This is a genomic window from Desertibacillus haloalkaliphilus (assembly GCF_019039105.1).
Taxonomy (GTDB): domain Bacteria; phylum Bacillota; class Bacilli; order Bacillales; family KJ1-10-99; genus Desertibacillus; species Desertibacillus haloalkaliphilus.
This window is the reverse complement of record NZ_JAHPIV010000005.1, coordinates 59,551-84,524: the sequence shown is the minus strand read 5'-3', so window position 1 is coordinate 84,524 and position 24,974 is coordinate 59,551. Positions and strand designations below refer to the sequence as shown.

Sequence of the window (24,974 nt, the reverse complement as noted above, 5' to 3'; positions counted from 1 at the left end):
CTACTCTTTTCATGAACAGTCGTCCACTGAAATCTTTTTTATCTTATTAGAACCATTGAGTATGGAACACGCCTTCTTTGTCTTTACGCTGATACGTATGTGCACCGAAGTAATCGCGCTGAGCTTGTAATAAGTTTGCTGGTAAGTCTTCAGAACGGTAGCTGTCGTAGTAGGCAACCGCACTTGAGAATGTTGGCACGGCAATACCATATTTAATCGCTACAGATACGACTTCTCTTAATGCAGACTGATACTCTTCAACAATCTCCTTGAAGTAAGGGTCTAATAATAAGTTCGTTAAACCTGGCTCGTTGTCGTATGCTTCTTTAATCTTTTGTAAGAATTGAGAACGAATGATACATCCACCACGCCAGATCATCGCAATATCTCCGTAGTTAAGGTTCCAATCATACTCTTCAGATTGAGCCCGCATTTGTGCAAACCCTTGAGCATATGAACAAATTTTACCCATATAAAGGGCTTTACGAACAGCTTCAATTAATTCTTGTTTGTCACCATCAAATTGATTTACTTCCGGCCCTCTTAATACTTTGCTTGCTTTTACGCGCTCTTCCTTCATTGCCGAGATAAAACGAGCAAATACAGATTCTGTAATTAACGGAAGTGGAACACCTAAATCTAATGCGTTTTTACTTGTCCATTTCCCAGTACCCTTTTGTCCTGCTGTATCTAAAATAACATCTACCATTGGCTTGCCTGTTTCATCATCAACTTTAGTGAAGATATCGGCAGTAATTTCAACTAAATAGCTGTCTAACTCACCTTTGTTCCACTCCGCAAAGACTTCATGAAGCTCTTGTGCATCCAATCCAAGGACATGTTTCAAAATGAAATATGCCTCAGAAATTAATTGCATATCACCATACTCAATCCCATTATGAACCATCTTGACATAGTGACCAGCACCGTCCGGACCGATATAGCTTGTACAAGGGTCTCCTTCAACTTTAGCTGAAATTGCTTCAAAGATTGGTGCCACTAATTCATAAGCTTCTTTTTGCCCACCTGGCATAATTGATGGCCCCTTCAATGCACCTTCTTCTCCACCTGAAACACCAGTACCGATAAAGTGGATACCTGTTTTATCTAGTTCCTTATTACGACGGATCGTATCTTCAAACAGCGTATTACCACCGTCAATTAAGATATCACCTTTATCAAGGAAAGGTTGCAGAGATTCAATCGTTGCATCCGTTGCTGGACCTGCTTTTACCATTAGCATAATTTTTCGAGGTTTCTCTAAAGAGTCAACAAATTCTTCAATTGACTTTGCTCCAAAGAAGTTCTTTCCTTTCGCTTCTTCATTTAAAAACGCCTCTGTTTTATCATACGAACGGTTAAAAACTGAAACAGAATAACCTCTGCTTTCGATGTTTAGCGCAAGGTTCTTCCCCATTACTGCTAATCCAATAACACCAATTTGCTGTTTCGACATACACTGTCACCTTCTCTTTCATTATTAGTTTTAGTTTAAAGCTTACTTAATTAATGGAAAAATAACGTTTTGCATTTTCATAGCAGATGCCTCTCACATACTTTTCAAGTAGTGGCATATCTTTAGGCACTTTCCCTTCTTCTACCCATGTTCCGAGTAAGTTGCACAGAATTCGACGGAAATAATCATGGCGTGATAGAGATAAGAAACTTCTAGAATCCGTCAACATCCCAATAAAGTTACTGATCAAACCTGTATTTGCCAGAACCTTCATTTGGTCTTCCATGCCATCAATCGTATCATTAAACCACCAGGCGGTACCGAATTGCACCTTGCCAGGAATCTCTGAGTTTTGGAAATTTCCTGCCATGGCAGCAAGCACTTGGTAATCATTCGCGTTAAGACTATAAAGAATTGTTTTCGGTAACTTACCTTCATATTCAAGAGCATCTAAGAATTGAGAAAGTTTTTCTGCAAGACGGCGATCATTCATCGAATCAAAGCCGCTGTCCGGACCTACTTTTTCAAACATTCTTGTGTTGTTATTTCTCAGTGGCCCAATATGAAGCTGCATCGCCCAGCCTTTAGCCGCATATAATTCACCTAATCGAATTAAAGTCAATGTTCTAAACTGGTCTGCTTCCTTTTCAGATAGAGTTTCACCGCTTAGGCGCTTTTTGAAAATAACATCCACTTGAGCTTGCGTCGTTTCTTCATAAAACATCACATTAATTCCATGGTCTGAACTTCTACAACCTAATTGATCAAAGAAATCAACGCGCTTGTTTAACGCTTCAAGGAAATCATCGTAACTAGAAATTGACACTCCACTTACTTCCCCAAGCTTAGTTACCCACGAAACAAACTCTTCCTTTTCGATGGCTAAACCTTTGTCTGGTCGAAATGAAGGAGAAACATTACATTCGTATCCTTCCGCAACCATCTTTTGATGATTCGCTAAATGATCTGTTGGATCATCTGTTGTACCTACAAACTCCACTTTATCTTTCTTTAGAAGAGACCTAACCGATAATTCTGGCGTTGCCAGCTTCTTGTTTGCCTCCTCCCAAATCATAGGTGCAGTCTCCTCATTTAACACTTCATCAATATCGAAATATCGCAAAAGTTCTAAATGAGTCCAGTGGTAAAGAGGATTGCCAAATGTATTTGGAACCGTTTTCGCCCAAGCGAGAAATTTATCATAATCACTTTTATCTCCAGTGATATAGGCTTCATCTACTCCATTTGCTCGCATCGCTCTCCACTTATAATGATCACCCGCCAACCAGATCTCAGATAAATTAGAGTACGTTTTATCCTCCAAAATCTCTTGGTCGTTTAGGTGGTTATGATAATCTATAATAGGCAAATGTTTTGCAACGTCATGGTAAAGTTTCCTTGCTGTATCATTATATAACAAAAAGTCTTCTGTGATAAATGTCTTCATTACACCTCATCACCTTTCATGTTTTATTTTACCCCAATAACCTTTACACCAGCTTGCAACTAAAGTTCAGCATTTTATCTACGAACCATAAATCACTACATTTAATTATTTTGTTTACTAAACAAACTAATTACTTATATAATAAATATATAGGTAAAGCGCTTAATTTTCAAGCATTCTTTTATAATTTTTTTGACAATTTCATGAGAGCTTTAACAATTATCCCCCCCCACCGCTCTTGTTGTTCAACAATTATGCTGCGACGCTATGCTACAAATTAAGAATCAGAAAATTACATTCAAGGAGGATATGTTTTGAGAACCGGAGATGCAAGTTATATAAAGAAAATGAATCGAAAGATATTAATAGAAGAAATTATAAAAAATTCGTCCTTGTCTAGAAGTGACTTGGCAAGAATCACAGGTCTAAATAAAGCGACTGTCTCAGCTCAAATTAATGACCTTCTCAACGAACAGATTGTACGGGAGCTAAGTGAAGGAGAATCAACGACACGCGGACGAAAACCGATCCTAATTGAGATCAATGAGTCAGCTGGTTTTAGTATCGGAATGGACATTGACGATGATCATATCAACATCATCTTTACGAATTTAAAGGGCAAGCCCTTTCATCAGTTCGAATTAACAATCGAACATTATGATCTTGATCAAATTACTGAACAACTCATTAACGAACTGTCTCCGCTGATTAAGAAGTATAAGCACACGCATCATCCAATTGGTCTTGTCGGAATAGGCGGCGGTATCCATGGAATCGTAAACAATGATGATGAAATTATCTTTACTCCAAAACAGCAATGGTCGAACATCTATATTTCGGACAAGCTTGAAGATGCCTTTCAAACACGAGTATACATTGAGAACAACGCGAACCTATCCGTATTTGCTGAACAAGTCTACGACGAGTATCTATCCAATCTGTTTTGCGTTACTCTGCACTCAGGGATCGGTCTAGGGATTGTTAGTGAAAATAATATTTATCATGGTTATCAAGGCTTCGCAGGTGAGATCGGTCATATGATTATCGAATCTAATGGCCGAGTTTGTACATGCGGCAACCAGGGATGCTGGGAATTATACGCTTCTGAAAATGCGTTAAAGAAAAAGTTATCGGAAAAAGACCCCTCTCTTTCACTTGATAACTTGCCAACGGTGCTCACCACACCTAAATATAAACAAATATTTGATGATTACCTTGATTATTTAGCATTTGGTTTGAATAACATTATTAATATCTTTAACCCTGAAAAATTGATTATTAACGGATCAATCATCAACCACCACTCTGCACTCATAGAGGAAATTAGTGCAAAACTTAATTCGAAAATCAACAATTATCGTATCTTAAAAATTTCCTCACTAGGAAAAGATGCTTGCGTACTTGGCGGTGCTTCCTTGGCTCTCAAACACTTTTATGACGTCAATGTGATCCACTTTGCCAATTACGATTACGATGCACCACGATTACTGGGTCATCCTCTACATTGAAACAATCCTCTTAACATCCTACTGACAAGCTCCTTTGATTGTCGTAGGATGTTTTTTCAGTTCTAAAACCAAAATAACACAGATGAAAAAAAGGCCTCCACTTGCAAATAGAACATACATGTGAATCATTATATTTTAAAAAAGTCCAATTTTCGTTTACGATAAAGACAAGCTTGAATATCATGATTTAAACATGCCAAACATAACCAATATGTGAAAGAGGTGATCCTTATGGATAAACAGACAAGGCTTGAAAAAGCCACGTTTGCAGGCGGATGTTTCTGGTGTATGGTGAAGCCATTTGACGAATTTCCTGGTATTAATAAGGTAGCATCCGGATACTCAGGTGGCTTCAAGGAAAATCCGTCGTACGAAGAAGTCGTTTCTGGAACAACTGGTCATCGTGAAGTCGTACAAATCACTTTTGACCCAACAATTTTCCCCTACGGAAAATTGTTAGACATTTTTTGGAAAAACATCGACCCTACAGATGAAGGTGGTCAATTTTTTGATCGCGGGGAACAATATAAAACCGCTATCTACTATCATAATGATGAACAAAAAGAAATTGCGGAAGAGTCAAAGCGCGAACTTGAAGAAAGCAAGAAATTTAGTGAACCTATTGTCACAGATATCCTCCCTGCTAAGACCTTCTATCCAGCTGAAGAGAATCATCAAGATTACTACAAAAAGAATGCTTTCCATTATAACCGCTATTATGAAGGTTCAGGGCGCAAAGCGTTTATTGAAAGTACTTGGAGAGTAGACAAGGATCCAAAACAGCTTAAAGAAAAGCTCACTCCTATTCAATATGAAGTGACCCAAAATAACGGAACAGAGCGACCATTTGAAAATGAGTTCTATAATAACCGTCAAGAAGGTATTTATGTTGACATCGTATCAGGAGAGCCCCTTTTCAGCTCAAGAGACCAGTATGATGCTGGTTGTGGATGGCCAAGCTTCACACGCCCAATTAGCCACTACCATATTACGGATAAACTCGACAGGAGCCACGGAATGGTACGAACTGAAGTACGCAGTAAATTTGGTGACTCCCATCTTGGTCATGTCTTTAATGATGGTCCAATTGAAAAAGGCGGTCTTAGATATTGCATTAACTCCGCTGCCCTGAGGTTTATCCCAAAGGACAAATTGGAAGCAGAAGGATACGGAGAATATGTACCCTTGTTTAAGGATGTAGAGCAACCTAAGAACGATAGTTTCTTACATCTGAAATCCTACGGCCGACCGACATAGTCGGATCATTAAAGCTGATTAGATATATACTTTTTCCGATATATCTTTTACTATTATTTCCTTACCCAACCATGCTAGAATCTTGTGTTACTTTTTTATATAATAAAAAGAGAAGTGCGCGAACACTTCTCTATACAAACTCTAACCCCAATTAGAGTTTGTTAATAACATTTCACTATATTCTTAAGAGCCACCTTTACTGTAGAGTTGGGTGGTTTTCTTTCTCTGTTTAACACCTACACATAAGGTATCCCCTGTATCTGTTCTAACAGTGAAAAACATTCGACCACCTCCTTTATAATCACTTCTTCTTCCGATCCACTTCAGTGAAAAGAAGAAATAGTAACAAACCAACTCCAATTAGGAAGAAAACCATAAATGAACTTATCGCAATAAATAGTTGTCCTGTAGCAAACCCTGATGTAAAAGCTACAAATAAGCTAAATAAAATCAGACCGATTGCTGTGGCATAAATAATTGCACGAACCTTATTCATGGCGTATTTATGACTAGTTTCTCTTGTCAAAAAGCTATAAACAACAATTGCTCCACCTATAACAACAAAAATAATTGGTCCTGTTACAGCTTCTAATGGGAGACCCATAAAATACAACATAGCAGTAGTTAACACTCCAAATAAGATCACCAATATTCCAGCAATCAAACCAGCTGTCGAAATTCGGGATGTCATGCTTGAATAAACTGCTTGCCTAGCTTTATCTTGACCAATGTCCCGCATATCATCAACTAACCCACTTAAATCACCTAGAGAACTAACAGCCTCTTTAAAAGCATCATCCTCTTCCATTCCGCTTTTGATATAATCACTTATCTTTTCCTTTAAATTTGTGGTTAACTCCTCCTTCAAATCAAACAACTGTTGGCTATCACCAACACCTGAAAATAATTTGTTCACATAGGTTTGAATCCGCTGATCCAAATTACTGTTCCTCTTCACCTTTAATTCCTCCCTCAATCAATTGATCCAATACAACTTTTGCAAACTTCCATTCATTTTTGTTTTGTTCATATTTCTCTATGCCCTCTTCAGTAAGACGATAATATTTCCTGCGTCCTCCTTGTGTTTCATCCCCCCAATAGGAGACAATCAAGCCTTCCTTTTCTAACCTACGAAAAGCGGTATACAAAGTTGCTTCTTTTAATTCATACTGATTTCCACTCAGTTCAAGAATAGTCTTAAAAATTTGATACCCATAACTATCTCCTTGACGTAAAACATTTAAAATGATTGTGTCGGTATGACCACGGATTAAATCGGTCGATATTTTGTTCACCATATTACATCACCTCCTTAATTATATAATAAACAACATTACTATGTCTGTCAAAGTAATATATCCAAAAAAGAAAGTCGCTCTACGATTCTAGTAAAGCGACTTTCAAGATAAAAAGATTTCTAATAGGTTATTGTTTTTGCCACGCAATCGTTTATGATAAACACCCAATCTTACATCTAAATCCTTCATTTATCTACTCATTAATTTCTAATAAGGTAGTCGAAAGCACCTAAAGCTGCAGTAGCTCCTGATCCCATAGAAATAATGATCTGATTATACGCACTATCTGTACAATCTCCCGCTGCAAATAAACCAGGTTGAGTTGTAGAACCATGTTTATCAACGATGATTTCACCCATCCGATTGCGTTCAACAACACCTTCTAGCCAGTCAGTATTTGGCACGAGACCAATCTGAACAAACACACCCTCTAATTCGATATGTTTCACTTCTTCTGTGTCTCGATCGATGTACGAAATACCATTTACACTGTCTGTACCAGTAATTTCTTTTGTTTGCACGTTTTTCAGAACAGTTACGTTAGGAAGGCTGTGTAGACGCTGTTGTAGTACTTCATCAGCTTTTAGCTCTGGCATGAACTCAAGAACAGTTACATGGTTGACAATTCCTGCAAGGTCAATCGCCGCTTCAATACCAGAGTTACCGCCACCAATAACAGCTACATCTTTTCCTTCGAATAAAGGACCATCACAATGTGGGCAATAAGCTACACCTTTATTTTTAAACTCTTCTTCACCGGGAACGCCAATATTACGCCAACGAGCACCCGTTGAGATAATGACACTTTTACTCTTTAGAACACCGCCATTTTCAAGCTCAAGTTCGAAAAGATCGTTCTTTTCAAGGCGATTAGCACGCTGTGTGTTCATAACATCAATATCATAGTCTTTGACGTGCTCCTCAAGACTTGCAACAAGCTTTGGACCTTCTGTTTTCTTAACACTGATGAAGTTCTCGATACTCATCGTGTCTTGAACTTGCCCTCCAAAGCGTTCAGCAACAATCCCTGTACGAATACCTTTACGTGCCGCGTACACTGCAGCACTTGCACCTGCAGGACCACCACCAACGACAAGGACATCGTAAGGATCTTTATCTGAAAGCTCCGCTGCATCCGGTCCAGTACCCATCTTCGCAAGGATTTCATCAATTGTCATACGTCCACCACTAAAGAATTCACCATTTAGGTAAACCGCTGGTACCGCCATGACATTCTTGCGATCTACTTCTTCTTTAAACGCTGCACCATCAATCATCGTGTGTGTGATATTAGGATTGAGAACGCTCATCATATTTAATGCTTGCACAACTTCAGGACAATTATGACAACTTAAGCTAACATACGTTTCAAAGTGGTACTCTCCACTAATGTCTTTGATACGATCAATGACACTTTGGTCAGCCTTTGGCGCTCTTCCGCTTACTTGTAATAAAGCTAATACTAATGAAGTAAACTCGTGTCCTAATGGAACACCAGCAAATGTCACGCCTGTATCTTCGCCAATACGATTTACACTAAAGCTTGGCGTTCTCGCTAATGTCGCTTCTTCCACCGAAATCCTATCTGACATAGAAGCTAGCTCTTTTACAAGAGCTAGCATGTCATTAGAAGTTTCATCGGAACCGGCACTAACTTTAAGCTGTATATCACCTTCTAATAGTTGAAGGTATTGGTCTAATTGTGCTTTAATATCTGCTTCAAGTACCATGTTCACGCACTCCCTTTTTTTACTTAGATTTTACCTACAAGGTCAAGGCTTGGCTTAAGTGTTTCGCCACCTTCTTGCCATTTAGCAGGGCAAACTTCGCCTGGGTTATTACGTACATATTGTGCTGCTTTGATCTTGTTAATTAAAGTACTTGCATCACGGCCAATTCCTCCAGCATTGATTTCAACCGCTTGGATGATACCGTCAGGATCGATGATAAATGTACCACGATCAGCAAGACCTGCTTCTTCGTTTAATACTTCGAAGTTACGAGAAACTGTTTGAGATGGATCACCAATCATTGCATACTTGATTTTTCCGATTGTCTCAGAGCTATCGTGCCATCCTTTATGTGTAAAGTGAGTATCTGTTGAAACAGAATATACTTCAACACCTAGTTCTTTTAGGTTCGCATATTCGTTTTGTAGATCTTCAAGCTCAGTTGGGCATACGAATGTGAAATCTGCTGGGTAGAAGCAGAATACACTCCATTGACCTTTTAGGCTTTCATTTGTAACATCGATGAACTCACCGTCTTTAAAAGCTTTTGCGTTAAATGGTAGTACTTCAGTTCCAATTAATGACATAATCCTATTCCTCCTGGTAATAAATAATTTTTTTAGAATTACAGGCTACAGATAATAATTTTTATTTATCTGTAATAATTCTAATTCAATAACCATTATCAATTAAAAAATGGATTTTGTCAATAAGTAACATGAAAGTTTTTATATTATGTATGGAGATTTATTGTTAATTGCAGAAATATTGGTGATGGAAGAACATGAGTATTACTTTTCACTCCAGATTAAATGAGTTTAAGGAAGGTAAATATTTTTTAAATGGATTAGAAAAAAAACAAAGAGCTATACCCTTATTATATATATAAAGCGCAGGGACTTCATCTCCTACGCTTCTGAATATCGTTTCTCAAATAAAAAAATAGTACTCCGTTTGATTAGGTCTGGTCTATAAACCAACTCAAAATCATCATTAATATCAATACCTTTATTTATTTCTCACTAGATCTCCTTTATTTTTTATTAAGACAGCCTGGTAGGTATTTGTTAAGGCTGCGAAAGTCCATAATACTCCTTAACTAACCGTATAAATTTTTTAGCTGGTGTAGATAAAAAATGATCATCAAGCCAAATGACGCCTAGAGACGAGGACATATTCGCATTGCTTATCGTTGTTGAGTAGAGATCAGAGCTTCCGTAGACATCAAAAACAGATTTTGGTACGATCGTTACCCCCATTCCACCCTTAACGAGCTCCATTAAAACTTGCATATCGGAGCATTCGGCAATACTTGTTAGTTCAACCTTTTCGCTAGTAAACGCTTCAAGGATCGTATTATAAATACCCAATCCCTCCGTACTAGGAATAATAAAGGGCAAATGCGAGATCTCTTCTAACGATATATTGTCTACTTCTTTATTGCTTACGAAAACAAAGGGCTCATGGATAAGATGTTCATATACCAACCCTCGATGTTCAAGTGGAAGACGAACAAATGCAATTTCAATCGCCCTTGTTTTTATTAATTCCGCTAAATAAGACGAGTCATTTAGAACGACTTTTAAGCTAACTAAGGGGTAATGTTCATGAAAGGCTTGAAGCATTTCCGAAAATCCCGAAACCGATAAGGTATTGAGCCCGACATCTAGTGCACCTTTTTTCCCCTCATCCGTATCCTTTAATTCATTTTTAATTTCTTCAACACTGTTTACGAGCTGCAACGCACGCTGATAAAGGACATTTCCTTTATCGGTTAGCTCCATACTCTTACCATTTCGCTCGATTAGTTTAACGCCTAGATCATCCTCCAATTGTTTCAACTTGATGCTAAGCGGTGGCTGAGACATATGTAGCCGATGGGCAGCGGCTGTTATATTCTTTTCCTCGGCTATCGCTATAAAATAGCGTAACTGTTTAATATCCATTGTTCTCACCTTCTATATCAAAAAACTATGGTTTCTATATAATATATATATTTTTCATATAGTATAGCTCCATGATACTATAACTAACATTCTCATCACATCGTTAGAAAGGTGATCAACATGGAACGTTTTTTTAAATTACAACAATATGGCACTACGGTTACAAAAGAATTTTCTGCAGGTTTTATTTCATATATAAGCGTAGTCTACATTATTATTGTCAATGCAACGATTTTGGCAGGAGCAGGCATTCCACTAGAGGCGGGAATCATTGCAACCATATTAACAAGTTTTTTTGGATGCTTAATCGTTGGCTTATGGAGTAATACCCCTCTTCTAATCATTCCAGCGATGGGTCTTAATGCGATGTTTACCTATACAATCGTTCAGTCTGGGGGATTTACTTGGCAGGAAGCGTTAGCGATGGTTATCGTATCAGGCTGGATTTTCGTTGTTATTGCCTTCACACCAATGGCAAAAGTGATTAGCACCTCCATTCCTAATTCCTTAAAACAAGCCATTACAATTGGAATTGGGATATTATTAATTTTAATTGGTTTTGAAAATGCTGGTATTATAACGAGTTCTGAGCACACCCTGCTTGCTATAGGAAATTTAAGCAATCCGACAGCTATCACAACATTTATCGGTTTAGTTATTACACTTATATTATTTACTAAAAATGTACCAGGCAATCTATTATTAAGTATAATCATCACTTCAATGTTAACCATTTGGCTTGGGGACGCTACATTTGAGGGGGCTTCACTTTCATTACCATCTTTTCATGAATACCTTGGTGTGTTTGGTCAACTATCATGGTCACAAGCGGGGAATATCATTTTCTGGCTAACTTCAATCTCATTTGCCATGGTGATTGTCTTTGAAAATATCGGTTTGATCCATGGTCATACCCAGATGTTAAATCGCCCTGAAAGTAACAAAAAGTCTCTCCAAGCAACATCTGTCTCCGTTTTATCTTCAGGGGTCTTTGGCACAAGCCCCACTGTAGCATCAGTGGAAACAGCAGCGGGAATTACTGCTGGTGGAAGAACTGGGTTAACGAGCATTGTGACAGGATTTTTGTTTCTCTTTTCTATCCTGTTTATACCTGTTATTAAAATGATTCCTGCCAGTGCGGTATCCCCAATTTTGATATTAATCGGGATGCTTATGTTGCAAAATATCGTTCATATATCAATGGATGACTTAACGGAGAGCTTTCCGGCACTTTTAATTATTGTATTGATTCCTCTAACGTATAGCATTGCAGATGGTATGGCCATTGGCTTTATTCTATACCCGTTGATCAAACTTTTAATGGGTAAAGGAAAGGAAGTTCATCCTGCACTTTATATGATTGCCATTTTGTTTATGAGTAATTTTGTTATTCATTACGTATTTTAAGGAAATAAAACAGCTTCAGGCGAACCCTGATTGATTGGAAAGTTAAACTCACACAACGAAATGAGGCAGTGACAAAAGATTAGTTTTTACCTATTGTCACTGCCTCTCTTTTTAATTTCTATTGGTTTGTCCGACTAATAACAGGTGAAAAACTGCTGTAAGCGATAAGTCGACGAGGATTGTAGTACCTCATTAATCATTATCAGGCATGCTCAATCGTTAATATTCTCTACTTCGCCAAAAGTCCCTTATTATAAAGAAACCTACCGAACATAATCGTACCAAATATTGAAATAATGATAACGGCATATGAAGGATGTCCAGGTAGAAAGCCTAAAAATCCATTCCTCAATAACCAAGCCATAACAATCGCTACGATTATAGCAAACACACCTATTTTAGGCTGAGAAATGGCAAACTGTCCAAAGATCGCACCGAACAAGGCAGGAAGTATATAATTAAACATTTCTTGCACACCATCTGGTAGTCCTGCCAATATCGATGCTCCGGCAAAAACTCCGATTGTTAAAATTAAAACGTTTACAATAATTGATACGGCAATTCCAAGCGTTGAGATAATAGAGCCTTTCTCAGTGCCCGGCTCAACATTTGCTGCTTTTTGTGCTGCAGTCGCACATGGCAAACGAAGATTAGCAATATTTCCGGATAGAAACGACATGTAGGTTCCCGGAATCCCTAAAATCGGATAATAGGAAATAGGTTCAATAATCCACAGAACAGCAGCCACACCTGCCATCGCAGTGAAGCCTGCAAGTATACTTGATGCACTAGGGGTTAAGCCGTATACAAACGTTAAAACAAATAAAGGTGCAAAAGATAATATAAACCCTAAGAAGCACGTGATTTTCCCCCATTTGACGATAAAAGGGATATAATCATCTTTATAAGAATAAGATTTACTTTCCACCGGTTTTACCGGTACGTCAAATTTTTTAGCATTACTCATCCTTTCCCCTCCTTTAACATATGAAGTAAAATAGCTAAATTAAAAATGCAATTAAAGCACCTGCAAACATTGCGAATGTCAGTCCCCATTCTTTTAACCATTGTTTATTTTTCTTGTCGGCAATCCACATTAATATGATCATCGTAACCGCACCAATAATTAAAGCAATCGTCCCTTTATCGATATTTAAGATTCGATCAGCACTAAAGTAGGCGAATGCCCCAATCATTGCCGAAATCGAGATAACCGGAATAAGCTCCTTCTTTCCAGCTGAAAGGAACGTTTGCATGTTTTCCATTTTATCTGTAAATAGACCAGTAAACACAACCCAGCCTAATGATGCTAGTACCATCGTCCAAACAGCGTTGGCAAAGACAGTAGCTGTCATATTCTCCGATCCTAAACTAACCCCCATTGCTTCCGTTCCAAATCCAGCTGCCATTAACTCAAATGGTAGTGATCCTATAAAAGATAATCTCATCCAAGCCATCGGCGCCCCTATCGCTACTAATAGAGAGATTAACCCGAATAAGATAACGATCGATGGGCCAATCGATGAAATCATGCTGCTTTTCATCGCACTTTTCATTTGAGAGTTTGATAACCCGATTTCTTTTCCTGCTACTAGTGATTTTTTTACGAAAATAAAAGCTTGTACAAAAACGACCATGACTGCACTTGCAGCAGCTAGCCACATGTACGGACTATTAGCAATTTCTAAATAATCCACTATTCCACCTCACGTTCTGTTTTTTTGTAAGCGTTGTCAAACCCACCAAAGTGAAAGTAACATCTATTTATCTCCACTTACTTTTCTGTACGATTGCCATTTAAATAATCAAACACTGCTGATATAAATAATTGTCCAATCGTTATCATCGCTCGCTCGTCGACGTCAAACTTCGGGTGATGATGCGGATATACAGCATTCATTTCTGGGTTTCCGCCACCTACAAACACGAACGTACCAGGTACTTCTTTTAAATAATAGGCAAAGTCCTCCATACCTGTCATTGGTGAAATGTGGGCGACTTGATCCTCATCCACAATGTTTTTAGCCAATCGTTCGATTCTTTGTGTTTCTTGCGTATCATTTTTCAAAGACGGATATCCTCTCTGGTACGTATATGATGAGGTTGCACCTACACCTTCACACGTTGTTTTCACAAGTGTTCCAATTGTATCCTCTATATAATCACGAACATCTTCATCAAACGTCCGCACCGTCCCTGTAATTTTCGCAGAATCAGAAATGACATTTGACGCTTCTCCAGAATTAAATGAACAAACCGATACAACCGCAGGCTGATTCGGGTCAATACGTCTAGATACAATCTGTTGTAAGTTAGTTACGAGTTGGCACCCAGTAAGAAGCGGGTCTACCGTTGTGTGTGGTAGCCCTCCATGACCACCTTTACCAAATATCTCGATTTCAAATGTATCCCCTGCAGCCATCATGTATCCTTCACTAATACCTACTTTTCCAAATGGTTCATGAGACATCACATGCGCTCCATAAATCACATCAACGTCATCTAGACATCCAGCTTCAATCATTTGCTTTGCACCACCAGGTATAACCTCTTCAGCAAATTGATGAATGAGTACGACATCCCCTTCGAGCTCTTCTCTTGCCTCATATAAAACTTTTGCGACACCTAGCAATACAGCCGTATGTACATCATGCCCACATGCATGCATCACACCTGGAACTTTAGAACGGTACTCTACTTCTTTCTCATCTTGAATTGGAAGGGCGTCAAAATCTGCTCGTAGTGCGACAACTTTTCCGGGTTTACCACCGCGAATTCTGCCGACAACACCATTTCCACCAACACCCGTTTGAACTTCAATTCCGATATTACGTAAATATTCAGCAATTTTTTTAGGAGTGTTTTCCTCTTTGAACCCAACTTCCGGATACATATGTAGGTCTCTTCGAATATCTACTAACTCTGGATACAACTCTTTAAACTTAGACAGTAAATGCTCAACCACTCGAACCTCTCCTTTTTCACCAAATTAAACGTGCTTACCGTATATACTAATTATTATAAACTATCAGAAAATTTATACTATGTGTGATTCACCATACTTTCACTCATTATATTGTTGATTTCAACATATTTAAACAAAAAAACGATGCGCCGAGATATTTAGTAACTTTTCCACTCATCCTGTCTGGCACACTTCGCCCACTCTTTGAATATAAAAAACAGATGCTAATCATCATAACATCTGCTAGATTGTTTTAACTATTCGACTACGTTGATTTATTAAACGTCTCCATCATATGACAGGCTAATTGGACCTTTAACGTATCTTCCGTGTTATTAAAATCAATATTCAGTAATTTCTCCACTTTCCTTAGGCGCTGATACAAGGTGTTGGTATGAATATGAAGTTTTTTCGCTGTAGCATTGACTGACTTATTCATTGAAATATAAGTAACCAACGTTTCTTCAAGTTCATTTCTTTTTGCAACTTCACTTTTAAGCGGTTCAAAAACCTCTTGTATAAAAACATTAATTTCCCTAGAATCCTGATTTAAAAATAGGCGGTTTAAACCCATATCTTTATAAAACATAACCCCTGATTTTTTGTGACTCACCAAATAAGTTAAAGCTTTTTCAGCTTCTCGATAACTTTTTTTAACATGAATAATCCCTTTATATAGATTACCAATTCCTATTTGACAGGGTGTCTTTTCTACTGTTATCCAGTCCTTAACAAACATGTCAAGGTTGTTCCTTACTACTTTGTGAGTATCGGGATGACTCGTCGATAAAAGTAATACGACTTGATTATTCGTTGCGTAAATAACAAAGTCCACGTTGGACATGATTTTTTTTATCATAGAAATTAACCGGTGCATCGTGGTCTCAAGTTTTTGTACATCGTCTTGTTGAGGCGTTTGAAAGATCACACAAAATAAATAATCGGATACGTTTAATCCAAGTTCATTCCCTTTTTGTTGTAAATAATCTTCATCTTTATTTTCAAGAATGTCATTAAAAAACTCTCGCGTTTTCTTATATTGTATCTCCGTTAAGGTTTGTTTTCGAATCAGTTCTAAGGCTAATAAAGCAGCACCTTGCTCGATAGTGACCTTGGCAAGCTTCGATAAAGGAGGATGATTCGAAACAATAAAACTACCTAAAAAAATCGAACCATTCACGATAGGATACACATAGTAACTTTCGCTATTCCCTTCTTCGAAAACATCAAAATATTTAGACTTCTTATCACCCACTGATATTAACATGATTTCATTTATACTTAAGGGAGGCCTTTTTCTTATTTTCATTGGGTAATAGTCATTTTCTAGATAACTCATAAAATAAACATCACTATCTATCATTCGCGATATTTCGTTTATTATGTTTTCTACCCCTTGATTTTTAAGGGAAAATTCAGTTAACGTCTCGTGGATTTTATTTCTTTTTTGTAGAAACTCGTTTTTCTCTCGCAATTGTTCACTTAGTTTAGTTATTTCGTGTAACCTTACTTTTACTTCAGAGTACAGTCTTGCATTCTGAATAGCAATTGCCGCTTGGTCAGCAAAGCCTTGCAATATCTTCACATCATCCATACTTAGTTTACATACACTATTAAACTGATGAACGACCAACACTCCTATTCTCTCTTTATTTACGGAAACAGGCACTCCGATCGCTGTCCTTATATTGAAATGATCACTTAATGAGGCGTGTAATATATCAAAGTTTTCTTTTGAGAGGTTACTCATGTCTTGATAAATCTTTGAATTCGTGTCGTAGATTCTTGCTTTTCCATCCTCAAATACTTTACCTGTTATCCCCTCTCCTATCTTTGTTGTGAAATGATTTATCTTTTGGTTAAACCCAACTGCTGTTTTAGGGACGAGACGCTCAATGGAGGGATCATATAACATTAAGAACCCTGTCTCTCCATTCGGAATGACCGTAAGTGCATTTTTAATAATTTGAGTGAGAACATATTCTTTGTCAAGTGATGACGTAATGTCACGGATCCCTGCCATTAATAAACTGATCTCTTTGTTCTTTTGTCTAAGCAATCCTTCTAACTTTTCTTGGTATTTATTATCCATATCATTTCCACCTTTAGTGTTGAAGTTCATATAAAAGATAAATAACAATGTGTTTTGTCACATTGTTATTTTACCTTATTCTTTACCGGTATAAAAAGAGTTAGTAGGATAGGTGACGTATGGTCGTCTCACATCACCCTGTAAACACTTCTTCTTCTGGATAACGGACTGGGGACTTTTGTGGTCTAGCTAAAGTAAATGCTAGTGTCAGTGGACCAATCCGACCTATAAACATCATAACAATGATAACCTGTTTACCGATACTTGATAGTTCATCGGTGAGTCCCATTGATAATCCGACGGTTCCAAAAGCGGAAACCACTTCAAATAGGATCATGAGAAAGGGTGCATTTTCAGTTATTGTAAGTATAAATAACGTTAAAAAGATAAATAAAATACTTATCACAATAATAGCAAGAGCACGCAATATCGTTTGCTTACGGATTGTACGTTCAAAAGTAACTGTTTCACCTTTCCCTTTAAGAAATGTAATCGTAGCTAGGATCATAACTAAAAAAGTTGTTAACTTAATTCCACTAGCAGTCGAGGCACTTCCCGCACCGATAAACATCAGCAACAAGGTTAAGAGGATTGCCGCTGTTGTCATGTCAGCAATTTCAATTGTATTAAAACCGGCAGTTCTTGGTGTAACCGCTTGGAAATATGCCCCCCACAGTTTTTCAGATAAAGGTAAATGCCCTAAGGTTGCTGGGTTAGCGTATTCTAAAATAAATATCACAATCATTGCAATAAAGTTTGTAACCAATGTACCAACTAGCATTAACTTTGAATGAAGTGAAAGATGACGGAACTTCTTTTTATACCAAATGTCCGCAAGAACTGTAAATCCGATCCCACCAGTGATAAACAATCCCGTAATAACTATGTTTACAACCGGATCCCCTACATACCCAGATAAACTATCTGACCAAAGTGAAAATCCAGCATTGTTAAAGGCAGATATTGTGTGAAAAAGGCTTTGGTACATCCCCTCTTGCCATCCGAATTCAGGTACCCACCTGAAAGATAGGATACTAAAAGCAATCGCCTCTAAAATAATGGCAAAAATAACCAATACCTTTACTAAACGAACCAACCCTCCTAAAGAAGTTTGGTTAAAGGCTTCTTGCACTAAAATACGTTGCTTCAAACCAATTTTTTTGCCGAGCATCATAATAATTAATACAGCAAATGTCATTAACCCTAACCCACCAAGTTGGATTAGAATCATAATCACTACTTGGCCAAATACGGTGTAATCGATCCCTGTATCAACAACGACTAATCCTGTCACTGTAATGGCAGATGTTGCTGTAAATAGCGCATCAATCCAAGAGATGTAGGTTGTTGATGCGACTGGAAGTTTTAGTAACAAAGTTCCGATGGCAATAAAAACTAAAAAACTAAGTGCTAAGATTTGCGGCGGGCTAAGGTGTACAACTCTCCCTTTTAAATGATTAGACGAAAATAATTTCCCCACCGTTTTTATAACCCTTCATCTTCAAATCGCTTTAGATCTATTTTATGTCCAATAACAATAAGGACATCATTTTCCGCTATGTTATCATCAGGAAATGGGGAGATATTTACGTTTTCTCCTCGTTTTATTGCAAGGATTGTACACCCGAATTTCGCTCGTACATCTAGTTCGATCAATGTTTTATTAGCTACTTTCTTCGTGGCAATTAGTTCAACAATGCTATACTCTTCAGAGAGTTCAATGTAGTCTATGATCTTTTCTGATGCTAAATGTTGAGCAATCCGTATACCCATATCTTTCTCTGGATGAATAATACGATCTGCACCGATCTTATCAAGTACCTTATGGTGGTATGTGTTTTGGGCTTTTACCCATATATTTTTTATTCCCATTTCTTTTAATAGTAATGTACATAAGATGCTGGATTGAATATCATCACCGATAGCCACTATAATATGGTCGAAGTTTCGAATACCAAATGACACTAAAGCTTTTTCATCTACAGCATCGGCAATAACAGCATGGGTTGAGTATTTAGACATTTCATTCACTTTTTCTTCCAATACATCGATAGCCAACACTTCATGCCCTAACTCGTAAAGCTCCATACAAACGCTACTGCCGAATCTCCCAAGACCGATAACTGCAAATTGTTTCTTTTTCATTGTTCTCAATCCCCTTTTTCAGCACCAAAAAAAGACCACTACAAAGAATGGTCTATAGTAAAACTAGACCTTTCTCCCGAAGATATAAAATAACGCTTACGAGGTTAGCTGTCGGATTAGGGACTGAGAGTATCCCCTCTTAAAAATAAGATTCACCCCAAGACAGAAAAGGACTCTGCCAAAATTGGTTCCCCCGCTCACAAGGATTCAGCGAATAAAAGGTGCTTTTATATTAAAATTGATACATGTACTTTACACCCTGATCTAAATTAAAGTCAATATTTTTTCTTTGCTAGTGATATAAAAATTAAGAGGTTTAAGTCGATTTAGAGTAACGCTAGTCATAGCACAGTGCCGGGTGTGGTCTAATTGCCTTGATTAAGTAAAAGCCTTACTTCTTTTACAATAATTAAGATGTTAGCTAGTTAATTTTGTTGACGTCACATCGGTAGGAATCGAGCATTCATAAGGAACACCGTTTAATGTTTCCTGTAGCATTCTCTACAGTCTTCTGCCATCTGAAAGTTTTTAAGAGCTTAAATCAGCACTCTAAAGTGACCCACAACCTTCTCAGTTGTGGGTCACTTTTTCTTGTTATCTAGTTCCTCGATTAAACCGGGCGAACGGTAATTTCATTTACATTCACATAATCGGGTTGAGTCACTGCATAGATGACTGCTTTTGCAATATCTTTTGTCTCTAACTTTTTACGTTCGTTATTCCATGAACTCCCACTGACTAGTGACGTATCCACCATCCCCGGGGAGATATTCGTTACACGGACACCCGTTTTGGCCAATTCTTTTTCAAGACCAGTGGAGATCGCACGAACTGCAAATTTCGTTGCACTATAGACCGTACTTACTTTCGTTACTTCAAGCCCTGAAACAGATGCGATGTTAATAATATGACCACTTGAACGCTCTAGCATTGATGGCAATATCGAGTTAATACCAAAGAGCACCCCTTTTATATTTACATCAATCATTTGTTCCCACTCGTCTACTTTCCCTGAAAGTACCTGAGACGAAAGCATTTGCCCTGCGTTATTCACGAAGATATCTACGTGATTGAATGTTGTTTCGGCTTGTTTCACTAATTCCTCAACGTCTTGCCTACTTGTTACATCTGTCTGAACCGTGAGTACATTGCCGCTTCCTTGTTCTTTAATTTCATTTTCTAATTCATTCAATTTCTCCGTTCGGCGCGCAGCCAATACAACATTGGCTCCTTCACTCGCTAGTTCATTTGCGATACCAGCACCAATTCCACTACTCGCTCCTGTAATTATAGCTGTTTTCCCTTGTAATAGCCCCATCTAATTGCCTCCCACTTTCATTAATGTTTGATTCATATGCTTCAATACAGTTCGTCTTCATCATAATCCATTTGTTCTCATATCTCAAAAAAAGCCCTTTATACATACATTTTATCCATGACTGAGGTCAACAAAAAAAGGCCTTCCAAAAGTTCAAAGAACCCTTGGAAAACCTATAATTTGCGATTGTAGTATTATAATCACCAACATATGAATTTAGATTGCCACTACCGTTTTTGTTTTCTGGAAAAGTTCTAGGTGCTCTTTTAGGAATCCAACATAACGGTCGACCTCTTCTATCGTTGAATATGGCGAGATCGCGAAAAATTTATGTGCGTATACGGGGATTCGCTTGTTTAAGTTTTTTACATCCACGAGACACTGCTTTTTGGTATTTCCAAAGAAGACGGTATCTCGCTGGGCACCAATCACTTCTGCGAACTCTTCATTAAATTGATTAATTTCCAGTAACTCTTCCACAGTTAAACGACCGTTCAATTCATCATTCCATCTTGTCTCTTCAGGATAAAAGCGGAACGTCGTAATCGGAGAAATCTCATTTGTAATCGCTACATTCGAAATTTCTTTTGCTAGCGTTTCTCTAAACGTACTATTAACACGAATATAATTAGCTAAAAGCTTTTGGTAGCCTTCCACACCGAATGCTAATAATGACGCATAGATCGCCAAAGCACTTCCCATTCTCGAGCATTCAAGTGTGTAGCCTGTATGATAGCTTCCATAACCACGGTTCCCAACATACGGTGTTTCTGCTTCATCTAAGTCAATATACTTCAGGTTTTCTCTGTTTTTAATTAAAAATAAACTCGTGATATATGGTGTTTGTCCTAGCTTGTGGAAATCAAAAACCATACTATCTGCAAGCTTAATATGTTTAAACTTCTGTTGATATGCTTTCAATACCTCATGAACATGGCCCTCAAATCGCAGAGGATTACGTTCAAAGTCGTAATCATTAAAGAAAGAATACATCCCGCCCATAGCTGAGTCGGCATGAATATAGATTGGACTTAAACCATGCTTATTTTCCAACTGTTCGGCGATCCGCTTCATTTCCTCAATATCATCAATCCCAAATGTATCGGTTGTTCCCATTGTCGCAAGGACATAAAGCGGAACGCCACCTTTTTCAATAACATGCTCCATTTTTTCCTTTAAGTCTTCTAGATTCATAGAATGATCTTGATTCACTTTCACGCGAACCATATTTTCAACACCAATCCCAGTCGCTTCTACAGACTTATATAAGCTATAATGGGAAAGCTCTGAACAGAAGCAATAAAGATTATCCGGTACACCTGTTTGATTAGAGTCTGGCGCATAACGGGCAATGGCAAGACGTAAAGAGTTAAAGACAGCCCCCTGTCCACCCCAAGTTGTATATCCAGAACTCAGATTTTCATCGTATCCGATTAGCTTTGACAACATACTTGTAACTTCGACTTCCGCTGTAGCCGCTGCTGGACCTTCCACATCCCAAAGATTGTTCCCATTGACAAGTACCATGACTAAATTCCCGATGATACTCGCAATATTCGGAAGGGGTGCTGCATTAGCTACATAGTTGCGATTAACATATCTATGTCCTTCGACCAACTGAAGAAGCTTCTGAATCACTTCCTCCATCGCCACACCTGATTTCGGAACACTTGCCTTTTGAATCACACGATTATAATAATCCTCCGTGTACTCTGGCATTTCCCCTAGTGTTAGTTTATTAGGATCCTTTAATTCATCTACACTTGCTAAAATCGCCCTAAAGTACGACAATAACTCCGCTCTTTGAAAGTCATTTCCGTCCATACTTGGAAACAATTTTTGTATTTCCTCCATTGCTTTTCCTCCCTAGGTGTTGTTACTAGAAGTTGTTTTAAATGTAATTGGTAGACTTGTTAGAGTAAGTATTACTGAACCTAACGCTAGTGTGAGCATATTCACTATAAAAAAGAAGCTTCACACAAGTTTGATCAACCTATGAGAAGCATCCTTATCAACCACCATCATTCTGCTAACCTAACCTTTGCTTAAGCCTCTTGATCCATTTTAACTTTTTCTGTTTCATCACTTTGCTTCCATGTTAACAGAAGTTGGTTCACATCATTCTCTAACTCCGATAAAGTTTTTGCTTCCTGAACTAGTTTTTCGATTGTATGTTGTTCATCATCGCTAATTTCTATTAGCTCCTCAAACATTTCAACAGACTCCCGAGAGATCGACGCTATTTCTTCAATGGTTGTCATGATTTGCTGAGCAGAAGAAGATAATTCTTCAGTACTTGCAGATGAATTTGCATTATTTTCAGCAATAATTTTTGTTGTAGATAGAATCTTTTCGAACATGGTTTCAACCTCTACAATGGTTGTGTTGGTATCTTTGAATTCTTCTGTACCCTTTTGCATTGACGTTACAACGATTTCAGTTTCTTCTTGTATATTCTTTACAATACTTGACACTTCAGAAGAAGAGTGACGTGATTGCTCGGCCAATTTTCGAACCTCATCAGCAACAACTGCAAACCCCCTACCGTGTTCACCCGCGCGGGCAGCTTCTATTGACGCATTCAAGGCTAATAAATTAATTTGTTCTGATATTCCTGTAATAACCTTTACAATAGAACCAATTTCGTTTGACTTTTCCCCAAGTTTGTTTATCGCAGAAAATGTTTGATTAATCGTTTGATTAAACTGCTCCATTTTTTCTAACGTGTCCTTTAACTTCTCATTTCCTTCTTGCGTCAACTCTAAGGTCGTGTTTGATTGGTCTGAAATTTCATTTGACCTCACCGATAGATCTTCGGTCGCCTGTGTCATTTCTTCCATAGACATGGCGCTTTCTTCCGTAGCTACTAATTGTTTCTCTAACCCTCTACCTACCTCATCAATCGCTGCTCTGACAATATCAGCTTTCTCAGTCGCATACTCACCAATATCAGCTAGATTTTCTCCTTTTTGATGTGTATGTTTTGAAAATGACAAAAAACTTTCCCTTACACGATTTAAAAACTCGATTAGTTGATTAAATGCGGCATGATCAGAACTTTTTTCATCAACTTTACTACTGACATGACCTGCTGATATCTCTTTCATTCCATTTATAATTTCTTTATTCACGTGATGATGTTTCAAAGAAAAATAGCGGTAAGCAAAATACACTGTTGTTCCCAATAAGATTATAATTAGCCCAAGCATTGTCGCTTCCATGATAAATAAATCCCCTACTTTTTAATATTTGATAAACCGATTATGATCATTTTATAGCTCTCTAATAAGTATATATGTTCCATCAGCTATATTTGCATGAATACCATTTAACCTACTATTATCCTGGTATTTATGTACAATATAATTTCCTTCTAAATCTTTATATTTCTCCATATTGTGATACTTCTCTAGCACACGTACCGACTTCGAGTTTGTCGCTTCAGCTAAAACTGCCTTCAATCCATTTGAAGATGCCTTTGTTATCAATTTATTTCCTAATTGCTGAATAACCTCGTGACGGTTACTTGTTGCTGTCACCCCTAACATGAATATATGCAATAACTCTCCATCGTTGATTTCTTTCCCGTTTCGTTTTTTATAATCTTCCATGAAACGTTTATCAACATCTTCCAAAACATGTAAAATTACATTCATATCATAGAATGAACCTTCAAATACATCTTCTCCGATAATCTCTGGTGCATTTGTGTCTCCGGCAAGTACACCAACAACATTATGATTACGATCTTGAGCGACTACGCAATATCCCTGCTCTACGGTAGAGTCTAAATAATCCTTGGTAAATTTATAGAAATCCTCATAACGTAGCTTTAATTGACCTACCATTGGTTCCTGCACCCATTTTCCTGATACATCTACACCAACAAATGAGCGTGCTAGACAATCAGCTGCTTTCTGTATTAACGTTGTTTGTTCCTTTGTTAAAATTTCATATGTATATAACTCTAGTGTTGTTTCCACTTGTTGACTTCCTTTCAAAGGTTACTATTTTGGACGTGACTATATTGAGCGAGATGCACGATCAATAATCGTACCTGTAAACTTAATTCTTTCAAGTGCATTTCTTATTTGAACTTGAGCAATTTTAGATGCAGGTTTTACTAAAAGGATATCCTTAAAACCTAACTTAGAATAAAACTGCATCGTTTGCTCTAGCTGCGGTACAACTTTTGATGGTACTGGCGTTTGATGTGTAGCATCGACAACAAATGTATACTCTTGTCTAGACACTTTATTAATCGTGTCCTGTAAATCGGCCATGTAACCTTCTGCATCTCCCTCCCTAATTAGCCCATGCACCTGCACATGAATTTCCTTTGCAGCCTCGTCAATTGCCATTTTATATTTCTTTTTATCTACTACTATCATCTCTAAACCTTCTT

Annotated in this window: 21 protein-coding genes and 1 riboswitch; of the genes, 3 read left to right on the top strand and 18 right to left on the bottom strand. The window is 37.8% G+C overall.

What is annotated here, in order from left to right; all coding sequences use genetic code 11:
* Positions 1–46 precede the first annotated feature (46 nt).
* The gene (gene gnd / locus KH400_RS06950; RefSeq protein WP_217223298.1) at positions 47–1,456 is read right to left on the bottom strand and encodes an NADP-dependent phosphogluconate dehydrogenase; all 1,410 of its coding nucleotides are present in this window, start codon (positions 1,454–1,456) and stop codon (positions 47–49) included.
* 46 nt (positions 1,457–1,502) lie between these two features.
* Complete coding sequence (uxaC, locus tag KH400_RS06945; RefSeq protein ID WP_217223296.1) at positions 1,503–2,903, bottom strand: glucuronate isomerase; 1,401 nt, start codon at positions 2,901–2,903, stop codon at positions 1,503–1,505.
* A gap of 314 nt (positions 2,904–3,217) precedes the next feature.
* Here uxaC and KH400_RS06940 point away from each other — a divergent pair, with 314 nt between their 5' ends.
* Entirely contained in the window at positions 3,218–4,411 is a 1,194-nt protein-coding gene (locus KH400_RS06940; protein WP_217223294.1) for an ROK family transcriptional regulator, read from the top strand.
* Between the two features lie 231 nt (positions 4,412–4,642).
* Complete coding sequence (gene msrA, locus KH400_RS06935; protein WP_217223292.1) at positions 4,643–5,668, top strand: peptide-methionine (S)-S-oxide reductase MsrA; 1,026 nt, start codon at positions 4,643–4,645, stop codon at positions 5,666–5,668.
* 301 nt (positions 5,669–5,969) lie between these two features.
* Here the strand turns inward: msrA and KH400_RS06930 are convergent, their stop codons facing one another.
* From KH400_RS06930 to KH400_RS06910, 5 genes are all read right to left on the bottom strand, one after another.
* Positions 5,970–6,626, bottom strand: coding sequence for a permease prefix domain 1-containing protein (locus KH400_RS06930; RefSeq protein WP_217223290.1), 657 nt, complete (start codon positions 6,624–6,626; stop codon positions 5,970–5,972).
* Positions 6,610–6,966 carry a PadR family transcriptional regulator gene (locus tag KH400_RS06925; protein ID WP_217223288.1) on the bottom strand — a complete coding sequence of 119 codons (357 nt, stop codon included), beginning with the start codon at positions 6,964–6,966 and terminating at the stop codon, positions 6,610–6,612. Before KH400_RS06925 ends, KH400_RS06930 begins: the two co-directional genes overlap by 17 nt.
* Before the next feature lie 200 nt (positions 6,967–7,166).
* Positions 7,167–8,696: an alkyl hydroperoxide reductase subunit F gene (ahpF, locus tag KH400_RS06920; RefSeq protein WP_217223286.1), complete on the bottom strand. Its 1,530-nt coding sequence runs from the start codon at positions 8,694–8,696 to the stop codon at positions 7,167–7,169.
* Positions 8,697–8,719: 23 nt separating this feature from the next.
* The gene (gene ahpC, locus KH400_RS06915) at positions 8,720–9,283 is read right to left on the bottom strand and encodes an alkyl hydroperoxide reductase subunit C (RefSeq protein ID WP_217223284.1); all 564 of its coding nucleotides are present in this window, start codon (positions 9,281–9,283) and stop codon (positions 8,720–8,722) included.
* Between the two features lie 480 nt (positions 9,284–9,763).
* Positions 9,764–10,642: a LysR family transcriptional regulator gene (locus KH400_RS06910; RefSeq protein ID WP_217223282.1), complete on the bottom strand. Its 879-nt coding sequence runs from the start codon at positions 10,640–10,642 to the stop codon at positions 9,764–9,766.
* 120 nt (positions 10,643–10,762) lie between these two features.
* Between KH400_RS06910 and KH400_RS06905 the strand changes: the two genes are divergently transcribed.
* A complete protein-coding gene (locus KH400_RS06905) occupies positions 10,763–12,049 on the top strand; it encodes an NCS2 family permease (protein ID WP_217223279.1) in 1,287 nt (428 codons plus the stop codon).
* Positions 12,050–12,278: 229 nt separating this feature from the next.
* Here the strand turns inward: KH400_RS06905 and KH400_RS06900 are convergent, their stop codons facing one another.
* The 11 genes from KH400_RS06900 to KH400_RS06850 form a co-directional block, all read right to left on the bottom strand.
* A complete protein-coding gene (locus KH400_RS06900; protein WP_217223278.1) occupies positions 12,279–13,016 on the bottom strand; it encodes a small-conductance mechanosensitive channel in 738 nt (245 codons plus the stop codon).
* A 34-nt stretch (positions 13,017–13,050) separates the two neighbouring features.
* A complete protein-coding gene (locus KH400_RS06895) occupies positions 13,051–13,746 on the bottom strand; it encodes a DUF5058 family protein (protein WP_217223276.1) in 696 nt (231 codons plus the stop codon).
* Positions 13,747–13,823: 77 nt separating this feature from the next.
* On the bottom strand, positions 13,824–15,014 hold the full coding sequence (locus tag KH400_RS06890) for an amidohydrolase (RefSeq protein WP_217223274.1): 1,191 nt from the start codon (positions 15,012–15,014) through the stop codon (positions 13,824–13,826).
* A 265-nt stretch (positions 15,015–15,279) separates the two neighbouring features.
* Positions 15,280–17,106, bottom strand: coding sequence for a helix-turn-helix domain-containing protein (locus tag KH400_RS06885; protein ID WP_217223272.1), 1,827 nt, complete (start codon positions 17,104–17,106; stop codon positions 15,280–15,282).
* A 133-nt stretch (positions 17,107–17,239) separates the two neighbouring features.
* Entirely contained in the window at positions 17,240–18,586 is a 1,347-nt protein-coding gene (locus tag KH400_RS06880) for a TrkH family potassium uptake protein (RefSeq protein ID WP_217223270.1), read from the bottom strand.
* 5 nt (positions 18,587–18,591) lie between these two features.
* A complete protein-coding gene (locus KH400_RS06875) occupies positions 18,592–19,260 on the bottom strand; it encodes a potassium channel family protein (RefSeq protein ID WP_217223268.1) in 669 nt (222 codons plus the stop codon).
* 69 nt (positions 19,261–19,329) lie between these two features.
* Positions 19,330–19,474: riboswitch (cyclic di-AMP (ydaO/yuaA leader) on the bottom strand.
* Positions 19,475–19,861: 387 nt separating this feature from the next.
* Positions 19,862–20,569: an SDR family oxidoreductase gene (locus tag KH400_RS06870; RefSeq protein ID WP_217223266.1), complete on the bottom strand. Its 708-nt coding sequence runs from the start codon at positions 20,567–20,569 to the stop codon at positions 19,862–19,864.
* A 216-nt stretch (positions 20,570–20,785) separates the two neighbouring features.
* Positions 20,786–22,423 (bottom strand): pyridoxal phosphate-dependent decarboxylase family protein, encoded by a 1,638-nt coding sequence (locus KH400_RS06865; protein WP_217223264.1) that lies wholly within the window; start codon positions 22,421–22,423, stop codon positions 20,786–20,788.
* Between the two features lie 191 nt (positions 22,424–22,614).
* Positions 22,615–23,790, bottom strand: a complete 1,176-nt coding sequence (locus KH400_RS06860) for a methyl-accepting chemotaxis protein (protein ID WP_217223262.1) — start codon at positions 23,788–23,790, stop codon at positions 22,615–22,617.
* A gap of 51 nt (positions 23,791–23,841) precedes the next feature.
* Positions 23,842–24,552, bottom strand: coding sequence for a hypothetical protein (locus KH400_RS06855; RefSeq protein ID WP_217223260.1), 711 nt, complete (start codon positions 24,550–24,552; stop codon positions 23,842–23,844).
* Between the two features lie 39 nt (positions 24,553–24,591).
* The gene (locus KH400_RS06850) at positions 24,592–24,960 is read right to left on the bottom strand and encodes a hypothetical protein (RefSeq protein WP_217223258.1); all 369 of its coding nucleotides are present in this window, start codon (positions 24,958–24,960) and stop codon (positions 24,592–24,594) included.
* Positions 24,961–24,974 lie beyond the last annotated feature (14 nt).